The 17,000-nt window shown below is 41.0% G+C and carries 14 protein-coding genes; 10 read left to right on the top strand and 4 right to left on the bottom strand.

Annotated features, from left to right (window positions below; genetic code table 11):
• Positions 1–7 precede the first annotated feature (7 nt).
• A complete protein-coding gene (locus OO007_RS14300; protein WP_325809311.1) occupies positions 8–1,258 on the bottom strand; it encodes a sarcosine oxidase subunit beta family protein in 1,251 nt (416 codons plus the stop codon).
• Positions 1,259–1,347: 89 nt separating this feature from the next.
• Between OO007_RS14300 and OO007_RS14295 the strand changes: the two genes are divergently transcribed.
• Entirely contained in the window at positions 1,348–2,346 is a 999-nt protein-coding gene (locus tag OO007_RS14295) for a GlxA family transcriptional regulator (RefSeq protein ID WP_325809310.1), read from the top strand.
• A 67-nt stretch (positions 2,347–2,413) separates the two neighbouring features.
• Here the strand turns inward: OO007_RS14295 and OO007_RS14290 are convergent, their stop codons facing one another.
• Positions 2,414–3,355: a LysR family transcriptional regulator gene (locus tag OO007_RS14290; protein WP_325809309.1), complete on the bottom strand. Its 942-nt coding sequence runs from the start codon at positions 3,353–3,355 to the stop codon at positions 2,414–2,416.
• Positions 3,356–3,528: 173 nt separating this feature from the next.
• Here OO007_RS14290 and OO007_RS14285 point away from each other — a divergent pair, with 173 nt between their 5' ends.
• From OO007_RS14285 to OO007_RS14265, 5 genes are all read left to right on the top strand, one after another.
• On the top strand, positions 3,529–4,530 hold the full coding sequence (locus OO007_RS14285) for a TAXI family TRAP transporter solute-binding subunit (RefSeq protein WP_207907102.1): 1,002 nt from the start codon (positions 3,529–3,531) through the stop codon (positions 4,528–4,530).
• Between the two features lie 119 nt (positions 4,531–4,649).
• Positions 4,650–6,863, top strand: coding sequence for a TRAP transporter permease (locus OO007_RS14280; RefSeq protein WP_325809308.1), 2,214 nt, complete (start codon positions 4,650–4,652; stop codon positions 6,861–6,863).
• Positions 6,864–6,868: 5 nt separating this feature from the next.
• Complete coding sequence (locus tag OO007_RS14275; RefSeq protein WP_325809307.1) at positions 6,869–8,110, top strand: NAD(P)/FAD-dependent oxidoreductase; 1,242 nt, start codon at positions 6,869–6,871, stop codon at positions 8,108–8,110.
• A 210-nt stretch (positions 8,111–8,320) separates the two neighbouring features.
• Entirely contained in the window at positions 8,321–9,793 is a 1,473-nt protein-coding gene (locus OO007_RS14270; RefSeq protein WP_325809306.1) for an aspartate ammonia-lyase, read from the top strand.
• The gene (locus OO007_RS14265; protein WP_325809305.1) at positions 9,790–11,181 is read left to right on the top strand and encodes an MmgE/PrpD family protein; all 1,392 of its coding nucleotides are present in this window, start codon (positions 9,790–9,792) and stop codon (positions 11,179–11,181) included. The genes OO007_RS14270 and OO007_RS14265 overlap by 4 nt, the downstream gene beginning before the upstream one ends.
• 44 nt (positions 11,182–11,225) lie before the next feature.
• On the opposite strand, the gene OO007_RS14260 is transcribed toward OO007_RS14265, so the two are convergent.
• Positions 11,226–12,221: a LysR family transcriptional regulator gene (locus tag OO007_RS14260; protein WP_325809304.1), complete on the bottom strand. Its 996-nt coding sequence runs from the start codon at positions 12,219–12,221 to the stop codon at positions 11,226–11,228.
• A 392-nt stretch (positions 12,222–12,613) separates the two neighbouring features.
• Between OO007_RS14260 and OO007_RS14255 the strand changes: the two genes are divergently transcribed.
• The 4 genes from OO007_RS14255 (at position 12,614) to OO007_RS14240 (ending at position 16,012) form a co-directional block, all read left to right on the top strand.
• Positions 12,614–13,426 carry a transporter substrate-binding domain-containing protein gene (locus tag OO007_RS14255; protein ID WP_325809303.1) on the top strand — a complete coding sequence of 271 codons (813 nt, stop codon included), beginning with the start codon at positions 12,614–12,616 and terminating at the stop codon, positions 13,424–13,426.
• A 97-nt stretch (positions 13,427–13,523) separates the two neighbouring features.
• On the top strand, positions 13,524–14,270 hold the full coding sequence (locus tag OO007_RS14250) for an amino acid ABC transporter permease (RefSeq protein WP_325809302.1): 747 nt from the start codon (positions 13,524–13,526) through the stop codon (positions 14,268–14,270).
• Complete coding sequence (locus OO007_RS14245) at positions 14,267–15,166, top strand: amino acid ABC transporter permease (RefSeq protein WP_325809301.1); 900 nt, start codon at positions 14,267–14,269, stop codon at positions 15,164–15,166. The genes OO007_RS14250 and OO007_RS14245 overlap by 4 nt, the downstream gene beginning before the upstream one ends.
• 99 nt (positions 15,167–15,265) lie before the next feature.
• Entirely contained in the window at positions 15,266–16,012 is a 747-nt protein-coding gene (locus OO007_RS14240; RefSeq protein ID WP_442784346.1) for an amino acid ABC transporter ATP-binding protein, read from the top strand.
• Positions 16,013–16,171: 159 nt separating this feature from the next.
• Here the strand turns inward: OO007_RS14240 and OO007_RS14235 are convergent, their stop codons facing one another.
• Positions 16,172–16,918 carry a DUF1045 domain-containing protein gene (locus OO007_RS14235; protein ID WP_325809300.1) on the bottom strand — a complete coding sequence of 249 codons (747 nt, stop codon included), beginning with the start codon at positions 16,916–16,918 and terminating at the stop codon, positions 16,172–16,174.
• Positions 16,919–17,000: the final 82 nt, after the last annotated feature.

The raw sequence follows: 17,000 nt of genomic DNA, 5'->3' as shown, positions 1-17,000 counted from the left end.
TTCATAATTAATGCGTATTCGGTTGCGCGCCTCGTCCGTTTTCATCAACAATATTGCCAGTCTGGAATCTATCGAGACGGAATCCAGTGGCGACTTCATGTGGTGTATCCGTTGCTAGTAAATGTGCGTAACACAAGCCACTGGCAGGGGTTGCTTTAAATCCGCCGTAGCACCAGCCACCGTTAAAATACAATCCTTTAATATGGGTGCGATCGATAAAAGGTGAACCATCCATAGACATATCCATGACCCCCCCCCAGTTACGAAGCAATTTTGCACGGCCGATTGAAGGCATAATAGCCATGCCGATTTCGCAAACATCCTCTACCACAGGAAGATTGCCGCGTTGTGCGTAAGAATTGTACATATCCAGATCGCCGCCAAACACTAAGCCACCTTTGTCAGACTGAGATATATAGAAATGTCCTGCGCCAAAAGTCACCACTCCATCAACAATAGGCTTTAAACCTTCGCTAACAAACGCTTGTAAAACATGAGTTTCAATCGGTAAATTGATTCCTGCTTGTGACATAACCCGGCTAGAAGAACCGGCTACACAAGATGCGACTTTTTTAGCGCCAATATCACCTTTATTGGTTTTAACGCCAGTGCATTTTCCATCTTTGATAATGAAGCCAGTGACTTCACAATTCTGGATAATATCGACCCCGCGGCTATCAGCGCCACGCGCATAACCCCAAGCCACAGCATCGTGTCTTACCGTGCCTCCGCGTTTTTGTAATAGTCCACCTTTAATAGGGAAACGTGCATTTTCGAAATCAAGGTAAGGGTAGAGTTGACGAACGCCATCCTGATCCAGTAATTCTGCATCACCACCAGACATATGCATCGAGTTGCCTCGACGAACCATCGCATCTCGTTGACCATCACTGTGATAAAGGTTCAAAATACCGCGTTGAGATACCATCGCATTGTAGTTAAAGTCTTGCTCAAGTCCTTCCCAGAGTTTCATCGATAACTCATAAAAAGGCTGGTTCTCTGGTTGAATATAATTAGAACGAATAATCGTAGTATTACGTCCTACATTACCGCCACCAATCCAGCCTTTTTCTAAAACCGCTACATTGGTGATGTTGTAACGACTCGCAAGATAATGCGCCGTGGCTAAGCCATGACCACCGCCACCAATGATAATAATGTCATATTCTTTTTTTGGTTCAGGTGTGCGCCAAACGGGCTTCCAACCTTTGTGACCCGTAAGGGCTTCTTTGATAACTCTAAAACCGGAGTAACGCATATTTAATTCTCTAGCTGCTTGATCAATAATTAATATTAAGTAAGTGTTGATTAATAGTGTCAGTTTTCTAGGAGTTGATATTTCTTAAAATGGACGGAATATGTTCTAATATAGAAATGCCAAAAAATAATAAACAATTATTCAGAGTGGGTTTTTTGCTCATCGATGATTTTGCCTTGATGGCTTTCTCTTCGGCGATTGAACCATTGCGTGCTGCAAATACATTGCTTAAGCGGGCAAAGGAACAGGCGTTTTATAAAATTGATCTATTTTCTATCGATGATGTTTCAACAAAAAGTTCGATGGGTATCCAGGTAAATGCAACCGCCAAACTGGAAGACGCAGAGAATGTGGATATTCTGTTTGTGGTCGGTGGTGGTGAATTCAATGTTTTGAAGAAACCAGAGATTTATAAATTACTCCGTAAATTAAGCAATCAAGGAATGATCTTGGGCGGTGTTTCAGGTGGGCCGGTAACATTGGCTTTGGCGGGCGTTATGAATAACCGTCGGATGACCGCGCATTGGGAATACACCACAGCATTGCAGGAATTAATGCCAGACATACTGCTTGAAAACTCATTGTATGTTATCGATCGTGACCGCTATACCTGCGCCGGTGGTGTTGCGCCAGTAGATATGATGAATGCGATTCTCACCAAACATCATGGTGCAACATTTGCGCAAGAAGTCAGCGACTGGTTTATTCATACCGAAGTCAGACCTTCGGCAGGGCCGCAACGTTCAAGTTTGGCAGAGCGATATCCATCAGCCACACAACCGGTAATTCTTGCGATTGAAGCGATGCAAAACCATATCGCTGACCCTCTGGATTTGGAACAGCTAGCGCGACTCTCAGAAATCAGTCCGCGTCAATTAAACCGCTTATTCAAAGATAAACTGGGACATAAAACCATGGAGTTTTATAAACAATTACGATTGCAAATAGCTAACAATTTACTTAAACAGTCTCCAATGAAAATTATAGAAATTGCACAAGCTACTGGTTTTGTCAGTGCGGCGCACTTTTCAGCTTCGTTTAGTAAGCTGTTTGGGGAGACGCCATCTGAATTGCGGAAGAAAGGTTAGGAATGCCACTCCCCACCATTTAGGCACTTATATTAAAAAGTGCCCCAAAGGTGGGGGGTGACTTTGACTAATTATCATTTGTTGGATTGGCATTTATTTCTTCTAAAAGCCTATGCAGTTCAATTTTCCAATCGTCTTTCAATTTTTTCGCAAGTCTGGATAGTGGTCTGAAATTAGAAGATAAAACAGCATAATCATAGCGAAGATGTTCTTTTAAGGGTCTGAATACTACTTTGCCATGGGAGCTATCCATTTTTAATTCAGTCACCATTGTCAAAGGGTCGGTAATCGCCACGCACTGTCCTGCGCTGACAAACTGAAAAGCGGGTAAAAAAGTCTGGCTATCTACGATTTGATTAAACAGTAGACCTTGCTCTTCAAATAAATTAATGATTCTTTTGGTATTGATGTGTTGTTTCATCAAGCCACCGATGGGTATGCTATCAAGGTCTGTTACGCTGATAACTTTTTTCTGTGTCAATGGATGATTTTGCGGTAGCGCAACAAAGCAGTCAGCAGATATTTTTTCTATTGCGTATTGGCTTGCTTCACCACTCAGATTTGCAGCATCAGCAAAACCAAAATCTATACTTTGGGTGGCAGCTAATTCATGAACCTGATTTGAAGAGTGGGCGAATAACGTCACTTTGATATTGGGATTTTCACCAATGCTACGACTGATGAATCGAGGGAATAGGTACGTCGCAGGTCCTGGCATTGCTGCGATTCTTAAGCTGCCTATTTCGGCATTTTGCATACTGTGCAGGGTGCGTTCAATCGTTGAAACACGTTTTAATATACCTTGCGCTTCCTCTAGAAAATAATAGGCTTCGGGTACTGCAACCAGTTGCCTTCCTTGTCGTTCAAATAACTTAAAGCCAATGGAGTCTTCAAGATTTCTTATCGATAAACTTATCGCCGGTTGCGTTCTGTGGAGCAAAACGGCTGTTTTAGAAATAGAGCCAGTTTTCATGACTTCGGTAAACACTTTTAGCTGGGTTAGGTTCATATAATCATCGTAAGAAATTAATAGTAAGTATTTTCATATAAGTAAAACTTCATAAAAAGCAATATAAACAAATTAGTATTTATATTGCAAGCGACTACACTCTTATCATCGCAAACCTGAATTACGGTGGTTAAGCGTGATCTTTTTAATTTAACAGGAGTATAACGATGTCCATGAGTTCCAAGTTAGCAAGTGCGTTGCTTGCCACAATAGTTACAGCCGGACCAGCAATAGCGGCTGATCCCACATTCTTTCGTATAGGTACAGGTGGTGCTGGCGGCACTTACTTCCCTATCGGTGGAACCATTGCCAATGGTATTTCTGCTCCTCCAGGCTCACGCCCTTGTGAGAAAGGTGGTCAGTGTGGTGTTCCTGGTTTAATCGCTATCGCACAATCTACAACAGCTTCTGTATTCAATAATGCAGCTGTAGAAAACGGTGAGTTAGAAGCCGGTCTTGCTGCAGCTGATGTCACACGCGCCATGTTCAAAGGTGAAGGTAAATTTGAAGGTAAACCACATCCGAAGTTACGCATTGTGGCAAATCTGTATCCGGAAGATTTACATTTAGTTATGCCAAAAGGCAAAACGATTAAAGATTTGGGTGATTTAAAGGGTAAACGTGTCGGTATTGCTCAAGCAGGTTCTGGTACCCAGGTTGCGGTATTGCAGATGCTAGATAAGTGGGGCGTCAATCGCGATAATATGGAAGAGGCTGAGTTAAATAATTCACAATCTGCAGAACGTTTGGCTGACGGACAGATCGATGCGTACTTTTATGCAGCTGGTTGGCCGGTTGCTGCAATGATACAACTTGCTTCTACAAAGGGTATGAGCTTGCATTCATTTACCGATGAAGATTTAGCTAAAATCAATGAAGCCGTTCCAGCTTATATTCCTTCAATGATTCCAGGTGGGGTTTATGAGGGGGTAGATAAGGATGTTAAGACGCCAGCTGTAAGTGCTCTATTGGTTGTTTCTTCAGATTTATCAGAAGATATGGTTTACAAACTAACGTCTGCGTTATGGAACGATAATACGCGTAAACTGTTGGACAATGGTCATGCCAAGGGTAAACAAATCACGCTGGAAACAGCACTCGATGGTATCAGTGCGCTTGGTGTTCCTTTACATCCTGGTGCAGAAAAGTTCTATAAAGAAAAAGGCAAACTCTAAGCCTATTCGTTTTTTCAGTTAAAAAAAATGATGTTGAAAAGTGACCGGGTATCTCGATAAATAACGAGATACCCAGGTTTACCCTACCCAATAACAATTGACCAAGTTGCAGCATTAATATGAATCAAAATACCAAACAAAATACAGATGACCTCACAGCAGAAGAGCTTGAAGCGATTGAGCGTAAATACGATGAGAGTAGCGCAACGCGTGCTGTAACCAATAGGGCAGGGTCTATTTTACGTGTAGTTGCATTAGTATTTGCTGCTTATCACTATATTACCGCTGGTTTTGGTTTGCCAGCAGATCACTGGCACATGGGTTGGCATTTGTCTGGCTTGTTTATACTGACCTATGCATTTTTCCCGGTTTTTAATACAAAGGGTTTATTCAAGCTAAAGTCCACACCTTTCAGAATCGGGAATATTCCTATTTATGATCTGATACTGATGATACTTGGAGTGTCAGCTGCGCTTTATCTTGGATTTGCATGGCGTGGAGTGCCGTTTTTAGGGATAGAAGAACAAACGTTCAGAATGGGTAATCCAAATAAGTTCGATTTGTTCTTTGGTGTGATTATTATTTTGTTGGTGCTTGATATTGCGCGTCGTACGCTAGGTTGGGTGCTGCCATTTATCATTGCAGTGTTTATATCTTATGCTTTATTGGGGCCTTATTTCCCCGGTTTACTGCAACATCCAGGGGTTAAGTTTAATACGTTTGTATCATCCATGTATTTCCCGCAAGAGGGAATATTTGGTGTCACACTCTGGGTTGTATCAACCATCGTGTTTCATTTTGTTTTGTTTGGGGTTATTGCACAACGTACCGGATTAGGTCAGTTGTTTATCGATAACGCCACGATTCTCGCAGGACGATATACAGGTGGCCCTGCAAAAGTGTCTGTTATTTCTTCTGCTTTCTTTGGCACGATATCAGGTTCATCGGTTGCCAATACGGTTTCTACAGGGGCACTGACTATTCCCAATATGAAGCGTTTGGGTTATCCCGGACATTTCGCCGGTGGGGTAGAGGCTGCTGCATCTGCAGGTGGTCAAATTACGCCACCTATTATGGGTGCAGCCGCATTTATTATGGCTGAGTTTTTAGAACTGCCGTATACCACAATTATTATTGCAGCCATTTTCCCTGCATTTTTACATTATGTCGGTGTATTTACCGTTGTCCATTTGATGGCGCGTAAGCTCGATCTCAAGGGCTTAACTAAAGAACAATTACCTTTGTTAAAAGAAGTCTGGAGCAAGGGCTGGGCAAATATCATTCCGCTTATTGGTTTATTAGCTGTTTTATTTGCCGGGTATACCCCATTTATGTCAGCTTTCTGTGGAATTTCGTTGGCTATCGTTACAGGTATGTCGCGCATAAAACAACCGATAACAATGGTATATGCCGCGGCGTTCATAGCTTTTGTTGTCTGGAAGTTTTCCAATGAAGGCTTTAGCGGAACAATGTCTCTGATTCTAATCGCGGGTGCTCTAGTCGGAACACTGAATCCTGTAGAGCGTACAAAACTCCCTGAAATGTCGGAGTCTGTGCAACTGGGTGTTAAATATGCCTTAGCTGTAGGTGCTGCATCTGCTGCTGTGGGTATCGTAGTAGGTGTTATTAACACTACGGGTATCGGTTTTCGTATCGGGTTTATGGTAACGCAGGGGGCTGGTGCCTTAGCGTCTGATTTCCACTCAATAGTCAGTCTTGGTTCGCTAAACCTGTTTTCTGTAGAAGATTTACAGCTCTTTATCTCACTTGTTTTTATCGCGATTGCTTGTATTTTAATGGGAGCAGGTATCCCGACTACCGCGTTGTATATCATGCTGGTTTCTGTAGCTCAGCCTGCATTGGCACAGTTAGGTATACCGCCAATAGCGAGTCATTTATTTGTTCTTTATTATGGTGTGGTCGCTGAGATAACCCCACCGGTCTGTACGTCCGCTTATGCCGCAGCAGCCATTGCAAACTCTAATCCTTTCCGAACCGGTATTTCGGCATTCACACTCGGATTGGGTAAAATCATTGCGCCCATGGCCTTTGTCTACGCACCTGTATTATTGATTGTTTCCTCTGCTGGTTTTGATTTATGGACATTTACATACTCTGCTGTGAGTTGTGTGATGGGGGTCATCTGTTTGTCTGCAGCTGTGGTTGGGTTCTGGTTAGCACCAATGGGAGTGATTGCACGTATTCTGGCTGCTATTGCCGGGTTGGTGTTTGTGGCGCCATCTTTAAGCGCGGATCTTGCTGCGCTCATTATCGTTTCACCTGTGATCATCACGCAGGTTTTAAGTAAGCGAAGCGCAGTGTTGGTTTCATGATTGCCATGAATAAAGAACCTGTCACTATTATCGGCGCTGGCATAGTTGGTATCTGCTGTGCGCTATCGCTTGCAAAACGCGGAGTACCCGTTCGACTGATTGATCGCGATCAACCAGGTCAGGGAACATCTTTTGGGAATGCCGGAGTCATTTCGCCTTGGTCAATCATACCGATGGCATTACCTGGTCTCTGGAAAAAAATACCGAGTTTATTGTTAAGTCGGGATCGACCTTTGTCTGTGAGCCCTGAATTCTGGCCTCAAATGATTTCATGGGGGAGTAAGTTATTATTAAATTCGAATGAAGAGTCAGTGCGTAAAACAGCTGATACGATGTCTTATTTGTGCGGCCCTTCAATCGAATTATTCCGTGAACACCTATTAGGAACGGGTCACGAAAATCTCATCGTGGATAGTTATTACGTGCATGTATTTCGGGATGCGAACAAGGTTAGTCTGGATAATCTTGATTACCGTATTCGTCTCGAAAAAGGCGGAGATCTTGAATTAATTACCGATAATGAGTTGAGACGTTTTGAACCTGCGTTGTCTCCTAAGTACAAAGCAGCCGTTATCATCAAGGGTCAGGCCAGGACTTTATCCCCTGGTAAGTTGAGTGAAGTATTAGTTGAAAAAGCAAAATCTTTAGGGGTAGAGGTTATTAATTTAGATGTGTCTTCGATCCGAAAACAGGCCGATGGTTGGGAAATTGAAGGAAATGGTAGTCACTTAACGAGCAGTAGGGTAATACTTGCCGCGGGTGTCTGGTCTAAAAAATTATTAGAGCCGTTAGGCGTGAAGGTGCCATTGGCTACCGAGCGTGGTTATCATATCGAAATATCTGATCCTCAAGTCGAGTTGAATAATTCGATTATGGATATGGACGCAAAGATTGTTGCTAGCACAATGATGAATGGTTTACGTCTGGCTGGAGCCGCAGAATTTGCTCATCCTGATAAACCTGCCGATCAAAGTAGGGAGGGTTTACTAACAACTCAAGCAAAAACAATGTTTCCTGATTTGAAAGTCGGTAAAACTAAGTTCTGGATGGGACGACGCCCTTCATTCCCTGATAGTTTACCGTTGTTAGGAGAAATAGAGGGGCAAAAAGATCTTTACGCTGCTTTTGGACATTCTCACTTTGGTCTTATGATGGCACCTAAAACAGGTGAAGTACTGGCTGATATTTTGAGTGGTCAGCAACCCGATTTTGATATGAATGCTTTTTCTCTTAAGCGTTTTAAATAGAAAATTTCAAAAGTCGTTTAACACTATTCAGTTATCGATACTTTATTATCGATTTTTCTGTCATAAATAAAACTATCGTTTATAAAAAACTGCATGCGCATTAATGATAATAGTAATTAGAGTTTCTAATACTTATGGATCACTTTATCCAACTATCGCTTAATTATTGAAAGCAACCGCAATTGATTTATAAGGTTGCTCAAATAAAAAATGAGTTGTTCATTTTTAAGCATAGATATTTTTGATAAAGAGGTTTATCTGATGCGTATTGAATACGACGCCCTTGGCGAAAGTCTATTAGACGACGCTGTATATTATGGAATTCAAACACAGCGAGCAAAAGAGAATTTTGATATATCGAATAAGACCATAAGTGATATTCCCTATTTTGTGAGTAGTATTGCCCAAATAAAAAAAGCAGCGGCGATTGCAAATTATAATGTTGGGGCATTAGAAGAACCCATCTATAAAGCGATTTGTCAGGCTGCAGACGAAGTGATTGTTAATCCAGATGCTGCGTCCTTTTGTATCGATGTATATCAGGGTGGTGGCGGAACGTCTGCAAACATGAATCTCAATGAAGAACTGGCGAATCGGGCAAATGAGATTTTAACCGATCATAAAGGCTACGATACTGTTCACCCAAATACGCATGTCAATATGGGGCAGTCTACTAACGATGTGATTCCTTCAGCGATGAAGTTAACTGTCTATCAAACACTTGAGGTTTTGGAACAAAGGCTTATAGATTTTACAGTGTCGTTGAAGCGTAAAGAGCATGAGTTTAATGAAGTGGTTAAGCTTGGTCGTACCTGTTTTCAGGATGCGCTTCCTATTACATTAGGTCAGCAGTTCAGCGGTTATCGCAGTGCTTTCGAGAGAATGATTGTTGATGTTCGTAATGTACGAAAACTTTGTTTGGAGTTGCCGTTATCAGCCACTGCAGTAGGTACTGAGTTTGGTACGTTTAAGGGGTATAAAGAAAACTTGTACGCGTCTTTGCAACAGGTAACGGGTTTGGATGTTGTCGTTGAAGATAACTTGTTTGATGGTTTGCAAAATGCTGATATTTGGGTGAAAGTTTCCGCAGTGACGAAAGCTGTTGCTTTAAATCTGAATAAACTTTCTAGTGATCTACGTATAATGTCATCAGGCCCTAGAGCAGGACTGGGTGAAATAAGATTGCCGGCAGTACAGCCTGGTTCATCAATTATGCCCGGAAAAGTTAATCCGGTAATGCCAGAGATGGCAATGCAGGTTTACTTTCGAGTACTCGGTAATGATGTTTCTGTCACCCGAGCCTGTGAAGGCGAATTGGATCTGAATGTTTGGGAGATGCTGATTTTAAACTGTGTCACTGAATCTTGTGGCTTACTTAGTCGATGCTTGCCGTTACTTGCTGAAAAGTGTATTGATGGTATTCAGGTAAATCAGGAAAAGTGTTTACAGGATGCAGAGCAATCAATTGCGCTATCAACTGTTATCGCGACCTTATTTGATTATCAAACTGCCTCTAAAATTGCTAAACAAGCTGAACTTGAGAATAAGACAATCAAAGAAGTAGTGGTTGAATCAGGAATAATGAGTCAGGAAGAAGCTGAAACATTTCTTAACCCATTGATGATGACATCTCCAGAGCGATTCAATACCTTTTTTAATACTAAATGGAAAAACCGTGAATGAGTGCTCAATCGCCAATCTTATTACAAGCCGCTCGTTTTCTGAATGAAACGACTTACGATCAATTGCCTATAGAAACGGTCGAAATAGCCAAACGAGCTGTACTTGATTATGTAGGGGTTGCGATTCCTGGTAGTACACAAGAAGTGACTAAAAACTTAGTTCAATGGGCGAAAAAAAGAAGTTGGGGAGAGTCGGCTTCAATCATCGGTAGTGATCTTAAGATGGATGTGGAACATACTGCATTGGTTAATGCAGCGGCAGGTCATGCGCTTGATTTTGACGATACTAGCTGGGCAACGATTGGTCATCCTACAACGGTAATTCTACCCGCGCTTTTAGCTGTATCAGAGGATCAGGGAAAGTCTGGTAAAGAGTTACTATTGGCTTATATTACAGGTGTTGAGGTTGCCCACAAAGTCGCTGATTTAATGATGCCTGAAGCATCAGAACAGGGGTGGCACACAACTGGAATTTTTTACTCCTTTGGAACGGCTGCTGCAACGTGTCAGCTTTTACAACTCGATGAAGAAATGACGACTCGAGCGTTAGCGCTTTCGCTATCGCGAGCCAGCGGCATACGGAGTAATTTTGGTACTCAATCAAAACCTTATCATGCGGGCATGGCTGCCAAAGCAGGCTTGGAAGCGGTAAGTCTGGCGCAAGCAGGGATTACGTCTTCTGCGATGGCACTGGAAGGCCAAGATGGTTTTATTCAATGCTTTGCCGGGGATGAGCTGGCGAATAAGGCGAGAAGTCTTACTGAATCGATTAAATTTGGTGAGGAGTGGGATATTTCTACTCGCGGTTACGCATTCAAAAAATACCCTAACTGCAGTGGTAACCACCCCGCTTGTGATGTGATTCTTGAATTTCTTAATCACAATAAAATTGATTCAGAAGATATTGAGTCCATCGATTGCGGTGTTAGTTTACTCGGCCCAAAAGAGTTAGTGTCGCATCAACCAAAGACACCTGTTGAAGCCAGATTCTCTCTGGAATTTTCTCTAGCTGCTGCTTTTATCTACGGTCAAATTACACTTGATGAATTTACCGAGGAAAAAATTCAAAATCCAAGAGTTCAGGCTTTTATGCAGCGTATTACCATGGAAGTGGATGAGGATCTTGCCAAATTAGGATTTATAGGAACGGCACCCATAAAAATCTGGATTACCAAAAAAGAGGGTGAGAAGCTCTTTTTAGAGAACGATCTTGCAAGAGGCAATCATGAAAAGCCATTTACCGACGAAGAATTTATCGATAAGTTTTGTAAGTGCACAAAAGCTAGTATGAATACAGATCAACAAAATAAGTTGATAACCATGATTTTGAATTTAGAAAAGCTCGGATCGATCAATGATTTATTCACTGTTTTACACATTGAACGTTGAGAGAAAAATGAGAAACAAATGAGATATTTAAACCCTAAATAGTGTTAAGAATTGGCCTGTTCATTAATAATAATTTCCGAGGCAGTCCAAGGGAAGTTATCTCCAATTTTAGGCAGAAGGTTTTCTCTCAATTGTTGTGCACATTCTTTCTGAATAATATTCACTAGACCTTGGTATTCTTTATCTCGGGTAATAATGTATATAGCTCGGTTAAACGAAGGTTTCGGTGATGGCTGTATATGAACGTCAGAGAGAATATCTTTACACTGCAACAAGCATAGAGGTGTAGAAACAGCCCATCCCAATCCATCTGCAACCATAGATAATAAAACACGAGTGGTATCTGCTTCTACTTTCACAGAAGGTGTAAGGCGCATACGTGAAAAATGGTTTTCGGCTAATCGTCCAGAGGCTGATCTGCGAGAATATCGAACCAGAGGCAAGCCACTATCTATTAAATTTATCCATTTATCGGCAGAATCTACTAAGGTTGATTTTTTCGGTAGAACAAGTAAATGTGGTTCTTCACAAAGGAAAAATCGATTAAGTCCTTCAATACCATCCAAAGGGTCGCTGGTAATTATAATATCGACTTCTCTATTCATTAAATCATGTGCAATATTGGGCGATATCCCACTCAATACTGAAATTTGCCGAGTCTGTTCTGACAAAGCGTGAATAAGTGCCGGAGCTACGCTAGATGATAGGGAGTCGATAATGCCGATTTTAACAATAGGTTTCAGTTTATTACGCTCTCTAATTAGAGAGATAGTTTGTTCGATATCAGAGAACTGTCCTTCTAAAAGATCTCGTAACAGGATGGCATCCTGATTCATCGTTATTGGTCGAACTTCGCGGTTAAATAAACTGACCCCCAATGTATCCTCGAGTTTGTGAATGTTTTGCGACACAGAGGATTGGCTTAAATCTAGTTCTTTTGCGGCTTTAGTAAAGCTTTGATGTTGGCAAACGGCTAGAAAAACCCCCAGTGTTTTACTGTAAAGCAATTGAGTAAATTTTTTTGATGTTGCAGATTGCATCTACGTTTCCAGGTCAATATAGGTGGTTTAAAGGCGGAGTGTATCGCTATTAGTTACATTTTGGCATATTACTTATAATTATTTAAAATGATTGTTGAATCGGTATAGCTAATAGTAATAATTAGAGTTCCTTATAATTCTGGTTCATTATTTCATCCTGTAACAAACTCTTTTTAGAGAAAGTAATTAGGGAAGTGCTCTAAAGTAGGGGGGTGATAATAATTCTTTTAGAATAGAAAAAAATTCACCTTATTAAAAATGATTCAATTCTGACAACTTGTTTTTTCTCTACTAGTCTTACTTAAATGAATGAATTGTAAAGAATAGTTGTCACCTATCTTGAGCAATTTTTTTTTCGGTTGTTGTGACAAAAAAAATAGAGGATCCACCATATGATTAAACCAATTCTTAGTAAAATTGTAAGCGCTTCAGTACTGTGCGCAGTTGCAATGAGTAGTCAGATTGCTCAAGCTGATGTCATAGATGATATTAAAGAACGTGGAGTTCTGAAAGTTGCTGTAAAGGCAGATTACAAACCTTATGGTTTTCGTAATCCTGAAGGAAATATCATAGGCATCGAGCCAGAACTGGCTAAAGATGTTGCTGATCGTCTAGGTGTTAAGATTGAATATGTACCTGTCGTTAGTTCAAATCGAATGCAATTCTTAGAACAGGGCAAAGTTGACTTAATGATCGCTACCATGACTGATAAGCCAGATCGTCGCAAAGTCATTTCGATAGTAGAGCCTAATTATTACTCATCAGGTACTAATATTTTATCGGCTAAAAAGTACGGATTCAAGAAATGGGAAGACCTAAGAGGTAAACCAGTTTGTGGTATTCAAGGTGCTTTCTACAATAAGAAAACCGGTAAAGAATTTGGCGCTCAAATTGTTGCTTTTAAAGGCACTGCAGAGGCTTTAGCAGCGTTGAAGGGTGGTAACTGTGTAGCTTGGGTTTATGATGATTCATCAATCGTTGCTAAAACCAAAGATGAAGCATGGAAAGATTATGAAATGCCATTGAAAACCATTGATGATGCACCTTGGGGGTTAGCGGTTAAATTAGGCGAGACTAAATTCCATGAATTGATGAGTGATCAAATCAAGAGCTGGCATAAGTCTGGTCGTATTCTTGAGCTTGAGAAAAAATGGGGTGTAGAAAACACGCCTTTCGCACTTAAAATGCATGAAGAGTACAAGTAAACTTTAGTCCTTTGCTAAAGTTTATCCTAATGGGTGGAATTCGATTCTGATCTTCACCCATTTTTGTTTATTTACTTCCCAATACTGAGATCCATACATGGAAGCCTTTTTTGAATGGTTTAAAATCCTCTACGACAACACGGGGATAAACTTACCTTTTTTATACGATAGTTATGATCGAGCCCGAATGTGGAATGGCTTCTTGATGACAATCAAACTATCCGTTGTAGCATTATTTTTCTCCGTAATTATTGGAATCATCGGTGCATGGCTACAAAATTCGCCACTAAAATGGACGCGCCGAATTGTTAATGGCTATATCCAGATATTCAGAAATACTCCTCCCTTAGTGCAGCTTTATTTCTTCTATTTTGCGATAGGCGCATTACTACCAAAAGTATCTAATGGATATGGTGGTGAAATGCCATTGTTGGGTGGCTTCGCTTGGGCTGCGATCTCCTTATCGTTCTTTGCTGGTGCGTTTAATGTTGAAATTTTCCGCTCTGGTATGGAAGCAGTTCCCAAATCTATGACTGAAGCCGCAGAGGCTTTGGGTTTTTCACGTTTACAAATTTATAAAGATATAACACTGCCTTTGGCATTTCGTGTGGTATTACCTGCGTTAAATAATAATCTGGTCAATCTGGTCAAAACAACTACCTTAGCTTATGCGATTGCAGTACCAGAAATGCTTTATGAATCTAATCAAATCTGGTCTGATAATGTCAATGTCACCGAGATGATGATCTTCTTACTACTCGCATACTTCTTTTTAGTCGGCGTTCTGGTATGGGGTATGAATCGCTGGGAAAGATCGCTTAAAATTCCGGGGTTTGGCACATGAGTCACTCTACTTACAACGGCTTTAATAGTCGTAAAAAACAACAGCAATATAAAACTGATCTTCCGGTGATGATCACCCCTGAAGCAAAAGTACCCGGTTCACTTACTTCTAGTTTAAGTGCTTATATTTTTAAGCCGTGGCATGGCTTTATGCTTATCTTCTTTTGTATCGTTTCATCGAGTATCGCCTTTGGTGTCGATGAAAATGCTAAGTCTTCCATTCCCGAAGTTTTATGGCGCTGGATGCCGCTGTTATTGAAAGGTTTTATCTTCAATATCGTGATTTCTATTTGTGCCATGGCAATTGGTACAGCAATAGGAGCGGTGTTAGGGCTAGGGCAGATTTCATTGAATAAATGGATACGAAGATCTTCGTGGTTTATCACTCAATTCTTCCGTAATTCACCGTGGTTGGTTTTACTCTTTTTCGCGATGTTCTTACTACCGTTTGAAATAAACATTGGCGGATTAGCTATACCGTTACCTGACTGGGTAAAAGCCATCATTGGCTTATCATTACCCGTTATGGCGAATGTTTCAGAGATCGTTCGCGGTGCCGTTGTATCGCTACCGAGTGGTCAATGGGAAGCCGCAGAAAGTCTGGCATATACACGCAGACAAACGTTGTGGTTAATCATCTTGCCGCAATGTGTAAAACGCATGTTACCGCCATGGATGAACCTCTACGCGATACTTACGATGGCAACTGTATTGGCATCTATCGTTGGTGTATCAGAGGTAATGACGCTTACGGGACAAGCATTGGCAGCAGAAGGTGGTAGAACGGATTTACTCGCCCCGTTCTATTCATTTGTATTGTTGATTTTCTTTATGTATTGCTACCCGATTGCACGCTGGACAGTACGTTTAGAAAAGAAATTCTCAGTGATAGGTTAAGGAGCGTTTTCTTAAGAAAATACTCTTTAAGAAAAATTAATAAACACACTGTTGTTCTTCAGAACAACAGTGAGATTAAAAGTCAAAGGAATAATATATATGAACTGGGATGACAGCATGCCAATGGTTTCGATTAAGGATGTGCACAAAGCATTCGGTGATTTTGAGGTTTTGAAAGGTGTCTCGATGGACATCAAAAAAGGCGAAGTAGTCTGTATTATTGGACCATCTGGTTCTGGTAAATCGACACTGATTCGCTGTATCAATGCACTTAACGATATCCAGCAGGGATCAATTTTAGTTGAAGGGCAAGAAGTTAATGATCCTAATCTTGACAAGCTAGAACTTCGAAAAAAAGTGGGAATGGTGTTTCAACAATACAACCTGTTTCCACATAAAACCGCGCTTGAAAATGTCATGATGGCGCCCATTCGTGTATTGAAACAAAGTAAAGCTGAAGTAGAAAAAACGGCAAGAGCACTGATTAAAAAAGTACGTCTTGACGGTAAAGAGGATAGCTATCCGGGTGAATTATCTGGTGGTCAGCAACAACGTGTTGCTATCGCGCGATCACTTGCAATGAATCCTGATGTAATGCTATTTGATGAAGTTACAGCAGCACTTGACCCTGAGACTGTTGGCGAAGTTTTGCAAACGATAAAAGACCTGGCAGAAGAGGGTATGACTTGTATTCTGGTAACCCATGAAATGAATTTCGCGAGAGAAGTGGCTGATCATATCTACTTTACGGATAGAGGTGTCATCGTTGAGCACGGCTCACCAACTACATTTTTCGATGAAGCGAAAGATCCACGTACCAAAGAGTTTTTGAGTCAGATTCTTTAGTTAGGCACCCCCCTACTTATAAGGGGTTTTTTTATTAATCAATAGAAAAGCCTCTTTATATCCTCAACTATTTCCCTTGAATTTACGATTCTGCAAAGGTCGCGATAACTCTTATCGAATTCAGAATCATTCTATCTTTATTCTATCTTCTTACGGCCTTCATCCCACTAGCGGATAACGTCTCACTAATTTAAATGGCTCATGGTAGTTGGTTTGGTGAAACAGACATATTTGGTCGACGTGGAAGGGCTTGCCTAAAAAAGATCTGAATAATTGTTTGAGGCACTTGCGAACAATCTTGATGTCTTTTTTCTTCAATTGATTACTCAGCGTCATGTGAAAATTAAACTCATCCATCACAAACGGATAACCCCATTTGTCTAACAACTCGGTTTGATGGGGGGTTAAATTATCGGGATCTCTTCGTGCTCTCTCAATCTCTGTGTTGGGTGCGCGGAAATCTTCGAATGTGGTGACGCAATCAGACGCTAGAGCAGTTAATTTTTTACACGGTTTAATCGGGGTCAATGCTAAAAGCTTATCCATTTTTTTGATTTTTAGTGGTTTGCATTTAAAGGGATTATAGTTTTTGCTGAATTCATCCAGAGCTGATTCTAGCTCTTCAATATTTTTTCCAGATTGCAGTCTGAATGGTGCTTTAAGTGTTGCATGAAAGCCGTACTTTTTGGGATTTGTCGAAAATTTAGCTAATTCATCCAGGTCACGGTGGTAAACAGTTTTTTCAAAGTCTTCAATATGTCTGCCGGTGCATACATCGTACCCAAGCCACAAAGTTGCTAAACGATAAACTGGATGATCCGTTGGCAGAGTGAAATAAATCGCATAGCGCTCCTGACTTTGTATGTCGCTTTCAGGTATCTGAGTAGATGAGCTAGGGTTATTCATTCTTATTGATGTGTCCATAATAAAATGTGGTTAGCAGTGGTCTCTATTAAACCATCGTTACGATAGGTTTTAAATGACCTGA

This window comes from Cocleimonas sp. KMM 6892 (genome assembly GCF_035798195.1).
In the GTDB taxonomy this organism is placed as follows: Bacteria; Pseudomonadota; Gammaproteobacteria; order Thiotrichales; family Thiotrichaceae; genus Cocleimonas; species Cocleimonas flava.
Note: the sequence above shows the minus strand (reverse complement) of the source record. Positions and strands in the feature narration are given on the sequence as shown.

Excerpts from the sequence above, each read along its gene's own strand:
- OO007_RS14265 (WP_325809305.1), top strand. The coding sequence starts at position 9,790 with ATGAGTGCTCAATCGCCAATCTTATTACAAGCCGCTCGTTTTCTGAAT.
- OO007_RS14300 (WP_325809311.1), bottom strand. The coding sequence starts at position 1,258 with ATGCGTTACTCCGGTTTTAGAGTTATCAAAGAAGCCCTTACGGGTCAC.
- OO007_RS14290 (WP_325809309.1), bottom strand. The coding sequence starts at position 3,355 with ATGAACCTAACCCAGCTAAAAGTGTTTACCGAAGTCATGAAAACTGGC.
- OO007_RS14240 (WP_442784346.1), top strand. The coding sequence starts at position 15,266 with ATGAACTGGGATGACAGCATGCCAATGGTTTCGATTAAGGATGTGCAC.
- OO007_RS14285 (WP_207907102.1), top strand. The coding sequence starts at position 3,529 with ATGAGTTCCAAGTTAGCAAGTGCGTTGCTTGCCACAATAGTTACAGCC.
- OO007_RS14255 (WP_325809303.1), top strand. The coding sequence starts at position 12,614 with ATGATTAAACCAATTCTTAGTAAAATTGTAAGCGCTTCAGTACTGTGC.
- OO007_RS14250 (WP_325809302.1), top strand. The coding sequence starts at position 13,524 with ATGGAAGCCTTTTTTGAATGGTTTAAAATCCTCTACGACAACACGGGG.
- OO007_RS14235 (WP_325809300.1), bottom strand. The coding sequence starts at position 16,918 with ATGAATAACCCTAGCTCATCTACTCAGATACCTGAAAGCGACATACAA.
- OO007_RS14270 (WP_325809306.1), top strand. The coding sequence starts at position 8,321 with ATGAGTTGTTCATTTTTAAGCATAGATATTTTTGATAAAGAGGTTTAT.
- OO007_RS14295 (WP_325809310.1), top strand. The coding sequence starts at position 1,348 with ATGGACGGAATATGTTCTAATATAGAAATGCCAAAAAATAATAAACAA.
- OO007_RS14245 (WP_325809301.1), top strand. The coding sequence starts at position 14,267 with ATGAGTCACTCTACTTACAACGGCTTTAATAGTCGTAAAAAACAACAG.
- OO007_RS14275 (WP_325809307.1), top strand. The coding sequence starts at position 6,869 with ATGAATAAAGAACCTGTCACTATTATCGGCGCTGGCATAGTTGGTATC.
- OO007_RS14260 (WP_325809304.1), bottom strand. The coding sequence starts at position 12,221 with ATGCAATCTGCAACATCAAAAAAATTTACTCAATTGCTTTACAGTAAA.
- OO007_RS14280 (WP_325809308.1), top strand. The coding sequence starts at position 4,650 with ATGAATCAAAATACCAAACAAAATACAGATGACCTCACAGCAGAAGAG.